The sequence below is a fragment of the Pantoea sp. ARC270 genome (assembly GCF_003236725.1).
GTDB classification, from domain to species: Bacteria; Pseudomonadota; Gammaproteobacteria; order Enterobacterales; family Enterobacteriaceae; genus Pantoea; species Pantoea anthophila.
In genome coordinates, this window is the sequence record NZ_PUGA01000064.1 from 1 (window position 1) to 10,516 (window position 10,516).

Sequence of the window (10,516 nt, forward strand, 5' to 3'; positions counted from 1 at the left end):
GGTGATCTCGGTGGTGGGCGATGGCATGCGCACCCTGCGCGGCATCTCAGCCAAATTCTTCTCGGCGCTGGCGCGCGCCAACATCAATATCGTGGCGATTGCGCAGGGCTCCTCTGAACGTTCTATCTCCGTCGTGGTTAACAACGACGAAGTGATCACCGGGGTGCGCGTGGTGCATCAGATGCTGTTCGCCACCGATCAGGTTATCGAAGTCTTTGTGGTGGGCGTCGGCGGCGTCGGCGGTGCGCTGCTGGATCAGTTACATCGCCAGCAGGCGTGGCTGAAGCAGAAGCATATCGACCTGCGGGTCTGCGGCATCGCCAACTCGCATGCGCTGTTGACGAATGTTCACGGCATCGATCTGAGCCACTGGGAAGCGGCATTAAGCGAAGCCAAAGAGCCTTTCAATCTGGCGCGTCTGACCCGCTTGGTCAAAGAGTATCATCTGCTTAATCCGGTGATTGTGGACTGTACCTCCAGCCAGGCGGTCGCCGATCAGTATGCCGATTTTCTCAGCGAAGGTTTCCACGTGGTGACGCCGAACAAAAAGGCTAACACCTCATCCTGGAACTACTACCAGCAGATGCGTGCCGCCGCAGCCAAATCGCGCCGCAAGTTCCTTTATGATACTAACGTCGGTGCCGGTCTGCCGGTGATCGAAAATCTGCAGAACCTGATGAATGCGGGTGATGAGCTGCTGCGCTTCTCCGGCATTCTGTCTGGCTCGCTCTCTTTTATCTTCGGCAAGCTGGATGAAGGCGTCTCCCTGTCTCAGGCGACTCAGATGGCGCGGGAGATGGGCTTTACCGAACCCGATCCGCGTGACGATCTCGCCGGCACAGACGTGGCGCGTAAGCTGCTGATCCTGGCGCGTGAAGCGGGTCATCAGCTGGAGCTGAAGGATATTGAGATTGAGCCGCTGCTGCCCGCCAGCCTGACCGACATTGCAGACGTTGAGCAGTTTATGCAGCGCCTGCCCGAGCTGGACAACGCCTTTGCCGCGCGGGTTGCGCAGGCGCGTGATGCGGGTAAAGTGTTGCGCTATGTCGGCGTGATCGAAGAGGGCGGCATCTGCAAAGTCAGAATTGACGCCGTAGACAGCAACGATCCGCTCTTTAAGGTGAAAAATGGCGAGAATGCGCTGGCATTTTACAGCCGCTACTATCAGCCGATCCCGATGGTGCTGCGCGGGTACGGTGCAGGAAATGATGTGACAGCGGCCGGTGTCTTTGCCGACCTGCTGCGCACGCTGTCATGGAAGTTGGGAGTTTAAAAATGGTAAAAATTTACGCACCGGCCTCGATTGGTAACGTCAGCGTCGGCTTCGATGTGCTGGGCGCGGCGGTTTCGCCGGTGGACGGTTCCCTGCTGGGTGACTGCGTCTCCGTGGAGGCGGCAGAGCACTTTTCACTGACCAACGCCGGACGTTTTGTCAGTAAGCTGCCCGCCGATCCTAAAGAGAACATCGTTTATCAGTGCTGGCAGCGCTTCTGCGAGGCGGTAGGCAAAGAGATTCCGGTGGCGATGACGCTGGAGAAGAACATGCCCATCGGCTCCGGGCTGGGCTCCAGCGCCTGCTCGGTGGTGGCCGGTCTGGTCGCGATGAATGAATTCTGCGGTAAGCCCCTTGATGACAGCACCCTGCTGACGCTCATGGGCGAGCTGGAAGGGCGCATCTCCGGCAGCGTTCATTACGATAACGTAGCGCCCTGCTTCCTCGGGGGCATTCAGCTGATGCTGCAGGAGAATGAGATTATCAGTCAGGCCGTGCCCGGCTTTGATGACTGGCTGTGGGTCATGGCCTATCCGGGCATTAAAGTCTCGACCGCCGAAGCGCGCGCGATTTTACCGGCGCAGTACCGCAAAGAGGAGTGCATCAGGCATGGCCGCCTGCTGGCGGGCTTCATTCACGCCTGCCACACGCGTCAGCCGCTGCTGGCCGCTAAACTTATGCAGGATGTCATTGCTGAACCTTATCGCACCAGACTGCTGCCGGGCTTCGCCGAGGCGCGACAGGCGGCCAACGATATCGGCGCACTGGCGTGCGGTATCTCAGGCTCTGGTCCGACACTTTTCGCCGTTTGCAATCAGATGGAAACGGCACAGCGGATGGCTGACTGGCTGAGCCAGCACTATCTGCAGAACGATGAAGGCTTCGTCCATATCTGCCGTCTCGACACGGCTGGCGCACGACAATTGGGATAACGCATGAAACTCTACAATCTTAAGGATCACAACGAGCAGGTCAGCTTCGCCCAGGCGGTGAAACAGGGTCTGGGATCGCAGCAGGGTCTGTTCTTTCCGCTGGAACTGCCGGAGTTTGAACTGACAGACATCGACGCGATGCTGGAGATGGATTTTGTCAGCCGCAGCAGCAAAATTCTGTCGGCTTATATTGGTGATGAGATCCCGGCCGAACAGCTGCATGAGCGTGTTAAAGCCGCGTTTGCGTTTCCGGCACCGGTCAAAGCGGTCAGTGAAGATGTGGCCTGTCTGGAGCTGTTCCACGGCCCGACGCTGGCGTTTAAAGATTTCGGCGGCCGTTTTATGGCGCAGATGCTCTCCTATGTTTCCGGTTCAGACGAGCAGATCACGATTCTGACCGCGACCTCCGGTGATACCGGTGCGGCCGTGGCCCACGCCTTCTACGGCATGGAGAATGTGCGTGTGGTGATCCTCTATCCACAGGGCAAGATCAGCCCGCTGCAGGAGAAACTCTTCTGTACGCTGGGCGGCAACATCGAAACTATCGCCATCGACGGCGATTTCGATGCCTGTCAGGCGCTGGTCAAGCAGGCGTTCGATGATGAAGTGCTGAAAAAGACGATTGGCCTGAACTCAGCGAACTCCATCAACATCAGCCGCCTGCTGGCACAGATCTGCTACTACTTTGAAGCGGTGGCGCAGCTGCCGCAGGAAAAACGCAATCAGCTGGTGGTTTCCGTACCAAGCGGCAACTTCGGGGATTTAACGGCGGGTCTGCTGGCGAAATCACTGGGGCTGCCGATCAAGCGCTTTATCGCCGCCACTAACGCCAATGACACGGTGCCGCGCTTCCTCGGAAACGGCGAGTGGCAGCCTAACCAGACGGTCGCGACCCTGTCGAATGCGATGGATGTCAGCCAGCCGAACAACTGGCCGCGTGTGGAAGAGCTGTTCCGCCGTAAAACCTGGCGGCTGACCGACCTGGCCTGCGGTGCGGTCTCTGACGAAACCACCCGTGCCGCCATGCGTGAACTGGCTGAGATTGGCTACATTTCTGAGCCCCACGCCGCCATCGCCTGGCGTCTGCTGCGCGATCAGCTGCAGGAGGGCGAGTATGGCCTGTTCCTCGGCACCGCTCATCCGGCCAAATTCCGTGAAAGCGTGGAAGCGATCCTTGAGCAGACCCTGACGCTGCCGCCGGAGCTGGCGGAGCGTGCGGAACTCCCGCTGCTGTCACACCAGATGCAGGCGGACTTTGCCGCGCTGCGGGCATTCCTGCTGAAATAATCTTTCCCGGCTGCGGGAAAGAGAAGACGCGCGGGGCTACTGCTCCGCGCGCTTGAACACCAGCTCGCTTTCGCTGCTGCTGGCTGCATCAAAACGATAACCTTCCAGATCAAACGCCTTAAGCTGCTCCGGCTTTGTCAGGCGCTCCTGAATCACATAGCGACTCATCAGGCCGCGCGCCTTTTTGGCGTAGAAGCTGATGACTTTGTAGCTGCCATTTTTCTCATCCAGGAACACCGGCTTAATCATCTGCGCCTGTAGCGCTTTCGGTCTGACCGCCCGGAAATATTCATCCGAGGCGAGGTTGATCAGGACGTTGTCGCCCTGTTCCGCCAGCGCGGCGTTCAGCGTTTCGGTGATGAGGTCACCCCAGAAGGTATAGAGGTCTTTACCTGCCGGATTCGCCAGCCGAATGCCCATCTCCAGCCGGTAAGGCTGCATGAGATCGAGTGGACGCAGCACGCCATACAGGCCAGACAGCATGCGCAGGTGCTGCTGGGCAAAATCGAAATCCTGATCGCTGAACGTCTCCGCCTGCAAACCGGTATAAACATCGCCTTTAAACGCCAGAATCGCCTGGCGGGCATTCTGCGGCGAGAAGTCGGGCTGCCAGCTGTTAAACCGCTCGGCATTCAGGTGCGCCAGTTTGTCGCTGATGCCCATTAACGAGGCGATGCTGGCCGGTGACAGGTCACGCGCAATCTCAATCAGCTGTTGTGACTTTTCTAACAGCGCAGGCTGGGTATAGCGGGTTGTCGCCAGCGGACTGTCATAATCCAGCGTCTTGGCGGGGGAGATCACCATCAACATAGTTGCTTCCTCGTTTAATGCCTGCTTTAACAGGATATTGGCGGCTTATCAGGCTCCGCAGTGTAGCAAAAAAGCCGCAAAGAATGACGAATCACACCTATTTGTTCGCGCTATCGTAAACGGCATTCCCTGACCTTGCGCCACCGTTGGCGCGTGATATTATCGCAACAGCCTTTTTTCACACTGACAGTTAACTAAGAGAAAAGAACATGACGGACAAACTTACCTCCCTGCGTCAGCTCACCACCGTCGTTGCCGACACCGGTGATATCGCAGCCATGAAGCTGTATCAGCCGCAGGATGCCACGACTAACCCTTCTCTGATTCTTAACGCCGCACAAATCCCTGAATACCGTAAACTGATCGATGAAGCGATCGGCTGGGCGCGTGAGCAGAGCAGCGATAAAGATGAGCAGCTGCAGCTGGTTTCTGACAAGCTGGCCGTAAACATTGGTCTGGAAATTCTCAAACTGATCCCTGGCCGTATTTCGACCGAAGTGGATGCGCGTCTCTCTTACGACACCGAAGGCAGCATCAATAAAGCCCGCAGTCTGATCAAACTCTACAACGATGCCGGTATCAGCAATGACCGCATCCTGATCAAACTGGCCTCAACCTGGCAGGGTATCCGCGCCGCGGAGCAGCTGGAAAAAGAGGGCATCAACTGTAACCTGACGCTGCTGTTCTCCTTCGCTCAGGCGCGTGCCTGTGCCGAAGCGGGCGTTTTCCTGATCTCTCCGTTTGTGGGCCGTATTCTCGACTGGTACAAAGCCAACACCGACAAAAAAGAGTACGCAGCACACGAAGATCCCGGCGTGGTTTCTGTTTCTGAAATCTACAACTACTACAAGCAGCACGGCTATGAAACCGTCGTGATGGGCGCCAGCTTCCGTAACACCGGTGAAATCATCGAGCTGGCTGGCTGTGACCGTCTGACCATTTCGCCTGCGCTGCTGAAAGAGCTGGCCGAGAGCGAAGGAACCCTGGAGCGTAAACTGAGCTACAGCGGTGAAGTGAAAGCACGTCCGGCCCGCATGACCGAGTCTGAGTTCCTGTGGCAGCACAACCAGGATCCGATGGCGGTGGCGAAGCTGGCAGAAGGCATCCGCAACTTTGCCGTTGATCAGGGCAAACTCGAGAAGATGCTGGCAGAACTGCTGTAATCCTCCAATCGTGACGGCGCAGGCCGTCACGGTTTTCCCTTTTCCGACCCTTTCACTTTGTATTATCCTTTCGGCTATTCCCCTTTTACTCCACCGCACCGCGGTCATTCACAGCGAAGCTAACCATGAATACATTACGCATTGGCCTGATCTCGGTTTCCGATCGCGCCGCGAACGGCATCTATCAGGATCAGGGGATTCCCGCGCTGGAGAGCTGGCTCAGCACGGCCATCAGCAGCCCGTTCGAAATGGAGTCCCGACTGGTGCCGGACGAGCAGCCGATGATTGAGCAGGCGATTTGCGAGCTGGTCGATGAACGCTTTTGCCATCTGGTGCTGACCACTGGCGGCACCGGCCCGGCCCGGCGCGACGTCACTCCCGACGCCACCTTAGCCGTCGCCGATCGGGAGATGCCCGGATTCGGTGAGCAGATGCGCCAGATCAGCCTGCAGTTTGTGCCGACCGCGATTCTGTCGCGTCAGGTCGGCGTGATCCGTAAGCAGTCACTGATCCTCAATCTGCCTGGTCAGCCAAAGTCGATCAGGGAGACACTAGAGGGGCTGAAAGATGAGCAGGGCAACGTCAAAGTCCACGGCATTTTTGCCTCTGTACCTTATTGTTTACAGCTGCTGGAAGGACCGTATGTCGAAACCCATCGCGACGTGGTAGCAGCATTTCGGCCTAAAAGCGCGATACGTGAGATAAAAAACTAAATATTGTCCATTTCAGGCATAAGCTATAGCCCGGCTGGTGTGGCAAAAGATTGACGGTATAGTAATTAGATCTTTACAACCCGATCTTTTGCCTCTGGACTATTATGAACCTGACCTCTACGCAGCGTTTGACCGGTAAGGATTACAGAACCCTGGCGCTGGCCGCACTGGGCGGCGCGCTGGAATTTTACGACTTCATCATTTTTGTCTTCTTCGCCACCGTCATTGGCGAACTCTTTTTCCCCGCCGATATTCCCGAGTGGCTGCGCCAGCTGCAGACCTTTGCCATTTTTGCCGCCGGCTATCTGGCACGTCCGCTGGGCGGCATCGTGATGGCCCACTTTGGCGATAAAGTGGGGCGTAAGAAGATGTTCAGCCTGAGCATTATGCTGATGGCGCTGCCGACATTGATGATGGGCGCGCTTCCCACCTGGCAGACCATCGGCGTGGCCGCACCGTTACTGATGCTGCTGATGCGGATGCTGCAGGGGGCGGCGATTGGTGGCGAGGTGCCGGGAGCCTGGGTGTTTGTCGCTGAGCATGTGCCCTATAAACGCATCGGTATCGCCTGCGGCACACTGACGGCCGGGCTGACCATCGGGATTTTACTGGGGTCGCTGGTGGCGACGCTGATCAATACCTCACTCTCACCCCAGGCGATTCATGATGGCGGCTGGCGCATCCCGTTCTTCCTCGGCGGCCTGTTCGGGCTGGGCGCGATGGTGCTGCGCCGCTGGCTGCATGAGACGCCGGTGTTTGTGGAGATGCAGCAGCGTAAAGCGCTCTCCAGTAAGCTGCCGCTGAAAACCGTGCTGGCTGAACATAAAAAATCGGTCGTCATTTCCATGCTGCTGACCTGGCTGCTCTCCGCCTGCATTGTGGTGGTGATCCTGATGTCCCCGGTCTGGCTGCAAAAACAGCTGGGCATTGCGCCTGCGCTGACGCTGCAGGCCAACAGCCTGGCCACCGTCATGCTCTGCTTCGGCTGTCTTATTGCCGGCCTGGCGGCCGATCGCTTCGGTGCCAGCCGCACGCTGTGTGTCGGCAGCCTGCTGCTGGCGATCTGCTGCTGGCAGTTTTATCATCTGACTGCACTCTATCCACAGCAGCTCTTCCTGCTGTATGGACTGGCTGGCCTCAGCGTGGGTGCCGTGGGCGCCGTCCCGTTCGTGATGGTGCGTGCCTTTCCGGCGGAAGTCCGTTTTACCGGTATCTCCTTCTCCTACAATCTCGCCTATGCGATCTTCGGCGGCCTGACACCGATTTTTGTGTCGCTGCTGATGAATGTGTCGGTGATGGCTCCATGCTGGTATGTGATGGCACTGGCGCTGGTGGGACTGGTGACGGGGATCTGGCTGCGGCGTGATATCAGCCACGAGCCAGAACTGCATCAGGGGGTTAATTCGCTGTAGTGAAATGACGCGGAGCCTGACTCCGCGTCTTATTGTGATTGATGCGGCTTCTCGCCAATCGGCAGAACGGTACGGCCAAAGGTTTCGTTCAGCACTTCCCCCATGGCCAGATAGCAGGCGCTTGCGCCGCAGAGAAGGCCAACCCAGCCTGCCGTGGTGACCAGCGCAGGCAGATGCATCAGATGCGCTACGGCCAGCAGCAGAAACAGCAGCGTGAGCGTGGCGAAAACAAACTGCAGCATCCGCGCACCTTTCAGCGTGCCGACAAACATAAACAGCGTGAAGATGCCCCACAGAAGCAGCCACGCCCCCAGAAAACGTTCGTCGGGGGCGTTCGCGAGGCCCATTTCCGGCAGCAGCAGAATCGCCACAAAGCTTAACCAGAACATCCCGTAAGAGGTAAAGGCCGTCAGCCCAAAGGTGTTATTCTTTTTAAACTCCAGCAGGCCTGCCAGCACCTGCGCAATCCCACCATAAAAAATCCCCATGGCCAGAATCGCGACGTCCATCGTGAACAGGCCCGCGTTGTGCAGGTTAAGTAAAACCGTTGTCATGCCAAATCCCATTAATCCCAGCGGGGCAGGGTTGGCCAGTGTTGAATTTGCCATAGTTCCTCGGCGGTCAGTAAACGTTGATGATAAAAAGCGCTCCGCTTCACTCCATCGAGCGGAGCGGCGCATCATATTCAGCGTTCTGCCTGGGTTCTTTGATCCCGACCGGGCCAGAGGTGAAAATTTTTTTTGGTTTAACCCTTGATGCGCATCGAAGCGGCCCCATTTACTTCTCATCGAGCGTTGTGAACGTTGGAAAAAAAGCATGTGCTGGCAGGTTGAATGCAAACAACCCGCCCACATAAAAGGTTCACAACCCAAATTGGCAACGAATTTAAGTGGGAGATGTTTAGATGGGTAAGATTATTGGTATTGACCTGGGTACAACCAACTCTTGTGTTGCGATCATGGATGGCACCAAAGCACGCGTGCTGGAAAATGCCGAGGGCGATCGCACCACGCCTTCAATTATTGCGTACACACAGGATGGCGAAATTCTGGTCGGTCAACCGGCTAAACGTCAGGCAGTGACCAACCCGCAGAATACCCTGTTCGCAATTAAGCGTCTGATCGGTCGTCGCTTCCAGGACGAAGAAGTTCAGCGTGATATTAAAATCATGCCGTACAAAATCGCCAGCGCTGACAACGGCGACGCCTGGCTGGAAGTGAAAGGCCAGAAAATGGCACCGCCGCAGATTTCAGCTGAAGTGCTGAAGAAAATGAAAAAGACCGCCGAAGACTACCTCGGTGAGCCAGTGACCGAAGCGGTGATCACCGTTCCGGCATACTTTAACGATGCACAGCGCCAGGCGACCAAAGATGCAGGCCGCATCGCGGGTCTGGAAGTTAAGCGTATCATTAACGAACCAACCGCTGCTGCACTGGCCTACGGCCTGGACAAAGGTCAGGGTAACCGCACCATCGCCGTGTATGACCTGGGTGGCGGTACCTTCGATATCTCCATCATCGAGATCGACGAAGTTGATGGCGAAAAAACCTTTGAAGTTCTGGCAACCAACGGTGATACCCACCTGGGTGGTGAAGACTTCGACAGCCGTCTGATTAACTATCTGGTAGCTGAATTTAAGAAAGATCAGGGCATCGATCTGCACAACGATCCTCTGGCGATGCAGCGTCTGAAAGAAGCCGCAGAGAAAGCGAAAATCGAGCTCTCTTCTGCTCAGCAGACCGACGTAAACCTGCCGTACATCACTGCAGATGCGACCGGTCCTAAGCACCTGAACATCAAAGTGACCCGCTCTAAGCTGGAGTCACTGGTTGAAGATCTGGTTGCACGCTCAATCGCGCCACTGAAAGTTGCGCTGCAGGATGCTGGCCTGTCGGTTTCTGACATCAACGACGTTATCCTGGTCGGTGGTCAGACCCGTATGCCACTGGTTCAGGCGAAAGTCACCGAGTTCTTTGGTAAAGAGCCACGTAAAGATGTGAACCCGGACGAAGCCGTTGCTGTCGGTGCTGCGGTTCAGGGTGGTGTACTGGGTGGCGACGTGAAAGACGTGCTGCTGCTGGACGTAACCCCGCTGTCACTGGGTATCGAAACCATGGGTGGCGTGATGACGTCGCTGATCAGCAAAAACACCACCATCCCGACCAAGCACAGCCAGGTCTTCTCGACTGCTGAAGATAACCAGTCAGCCGTGACCATTCACGTGCTGCAGGGCGAGCGTAAGCGCGCCAATGACAACAAGTCACTGGGCCAGTTCAACCTCGACGGTATCCAGGCTGCGCCTCGCGGTATGCCGCAGATCGAAGTCACCTTCGACATCGATGCGGATGGTATCCTGCACGTGTCGGCGAAAGATAAGAACAGCGGTAAAGAGCAGAAAATCACCATTAAAGCCTCTTCCGGTCTGAACGACGAAGAGATCGAAAAAATGGTGCGTGATGCGGAAGCGAACGCAGAAGCTGACCGTAAGTTCGAAGAGCTGGTACAGACGCGCAACCAGGGCGATCAGATTGCCCACAGCACGCGTAAGCAGCTGGAAGAAGCCGGCGACAAACTGTCAGCAGACGACAAAGCGCCAATCGAAGCCGCACTGGCCGCGCTGGAAACTGCGCTGAAAGGCGAAGACAAAGCGGAAATCGACGCCAAAATGCAGGCGCTGATGGAAGTGTCCGGCAAACTGATGGAAGCCGCACAGCAGTCTCAGGCAGGTGCAGCCGATGCCGGTGATGCGTCAGCGAAGAAAGATGACGACGTTGTCGATGCTGAATTCGAAGAAGTAAAAGACAACAAGAAATAATTGCCCCTGACCGGGCGCGACGGCTGGCCTGACAGCCGTTGAAACCAGCACGGGCGTCGGAGATCTCTCCACGCCCGTGCGATCATGTTAAGGGCTAAATAAACATGGCGA

9 protein-coding genes are annotated in these 10,516 nt (G+C 56.8%); 7 read left to right on the plus strand and 2 right to left on the minus strand.

Features of this window, described 5'->3' with window-relative positions; all coding sequences use genetic code 11:
• The 3 genes from thrA to thrC form a co-directional block, all read left to right on the plus strand.
• Positions 1-1,273: bifunctional aspartate kinase/homoserine dehydrogenase I (thrA, locus tag CKF42_RS20445; RefSeq protein WP_111209075.1), on the plus strand; the 1,273-nt coding region annotated here is incomplete at its 5' end.
• Positions 1,274-1,275: 2 nt separating this feature from the next.
• Positions 1,276-2,205 carry a homoserine kinase gene (gene thrB / locus CKF42_RS20450; protein ID WP_046101185.1) on the plus strand — a complete coding sequence of 310 codons (930 nt, stop codon included), beginning with the start codon at positions 1,276-1,278 and terminating at the stop codon, positions 2,203-2,205.
• 3 nt (positions 2,206-2,208) lie between these two features.
• A complete protein-coding gene (thrC, locus tag CKF42_RS20455; RefSeq protein ID WP_009092235.1) occupies positions 2,209-3,492 on the plus strand; it encodes a threonine synthase in 1,284 nt (427 codons plus the stop codon).
• A 36-nt stretch (positions 3,493-3,528) separates the two neighbouring features.
• Here the strand turns inward: thrC and yaaA are convergent, their stop codons facing one another.
• Positions 3,529-4,302, minus strand: coding sequence for a peroxide stress protein YaaA (gene yaaA / locus CKF42_RS20460; RefSeq protein ID WP_046101187.1), 774 nt, complete (start codon positions 4,300-4,302; stop codon positions 3,529-3,531).
• Positions 4,303-4,511: 209 nt separating this feature from the next.
• On the opposite strand from yaaA, the gene tal reads away from it, so the two are divergent.
• The 3 genes from tal to CKF42_RS20475 all read left to right on the plus strand — a co-directional run bounded on the left by tal (position 4,512) and on the right by CKF42_RS20475 (position 7,590).
• Positions 4,512-5,465 carry a transaldolase gene (gene tal, locus CKF42_RS20465; protein ID WP_009092233.1) on the plus strand — a complete coding sequence of 318 codons (954 nt, stop codon included), beginning with the start codon at positions 4,512-4,514 and terminating at the stop codon, positions 5,463-5,465.
• 125 nt (positions 5,466-5,590) lie between these two features.
• Positions 5,591-6,178 (plus strand): molybdopterin adenylyltransferase, encoded by a 588-nt coding sequence (gene mog / locus CKF42_RS20470; RefSeq protein ID WP_111209076.1) that lies wholly within the window; start codon positions 5,591-5,593, stop codon positions 6,176-6,178.
• A gap of 104 nt (positions 6,179-6,282) precedes the next feature.
• Positions 6,283-7,590: an MFS transporter gene (locus tag CKF42_RS20475; protein ID WP_111209077.1), complete on the plus strand. Its 1,308-nt coding sequence runs from the start codon at positions 6,283-6,285 to the stop codon at positions 7,588-7,590.
• A 29-nt stretch (positions 7,591-7,619) separates the two neighbouring features.
• Here the strand turns inward: CKF42_RS20475 and satP are convergent, their stop codons facing one another.
• On the minus strand, positions 7,620-8,198 hold the full coding sequence (satP, locus tag CKF42_RS20480) for an acetate uptake transporter (protein ID WP_111209078.1): 579 nt from the start codon (positions 8,196-8,198) through the stop codon (positions 7,620-7,622).
• 296 nt (positions 8,199-8,494) lie between these two features.
• On the opposite strand from satP, the gene dnaK reads away from it, so the two are divergent.
• Positions 8,495-10,405: a molecular chaperone DnaK gene (dnaK, locus tag CKF42_RS20485; protein ID WP_009092227.1), complete on the plus strand. Its 1,911-nt coding sequence runs from the start codon at positions 8,495-8,497 to the stop codon at positions 10,403-10,405.
• Positions 10,406-10,516 lie beyond the last annotated feature (111 nt).

Bases quoted from the DNA above. Each gene is read 5' to 3' on its own strand.
- thrC (WP_009092235.1), top strand. From the start codon at position 2,209: ATGAAACTCTACAATCTTAAGGATCACAACGAGCAGGTCAGCTTCGCC.
- mog (WP_111209076.1), top strand. From the start codon at position 5,591: ATGAATACATTACGCATTGGCCTGATCTCGGTTTCCGATCGCGCCGCG.
- thrB (WP_046101185.1), top strand. From the start codon at position 1,276: ATGGTAAAAATTTACGCACCGGCCTCGATTGGTAACGTCAGCGTCGGC.
- yaaA (WP_046101187.1), bottom strand. From the start codon at position 4,302: ATGTTGATGGTGATCTCCCCCGCCAAGACGCTGGATTATGACAGTCCG.
- CKF42_RS20475 (WP_111209077.1), top strand. From the start codon at position 6,283: ATGAACCTGACCTCTACGCAGCGTTTGACCGGTAAGGATTACAGAACC.
- satP (WP_111209078.1), bottom strand. From the start codon at position 8,198: ATGGCAAATTCAACACTGGCCAACCCTGCCCCGCTGGGATTAATGGGA.
- tal (WP_009092233.1), top strand. From the start codon at position 4,512: ATGACGGACAAACTTACCTCCCTGCGTCAGCTCACCACCGTCGTTGCC.
- dnaK (WP_009092227.1), top strand. From the start codon at position 8,495: ATGGGTAAGATTATTGGTATTGACCTGGGTACAACCAACTCTTGTGTT.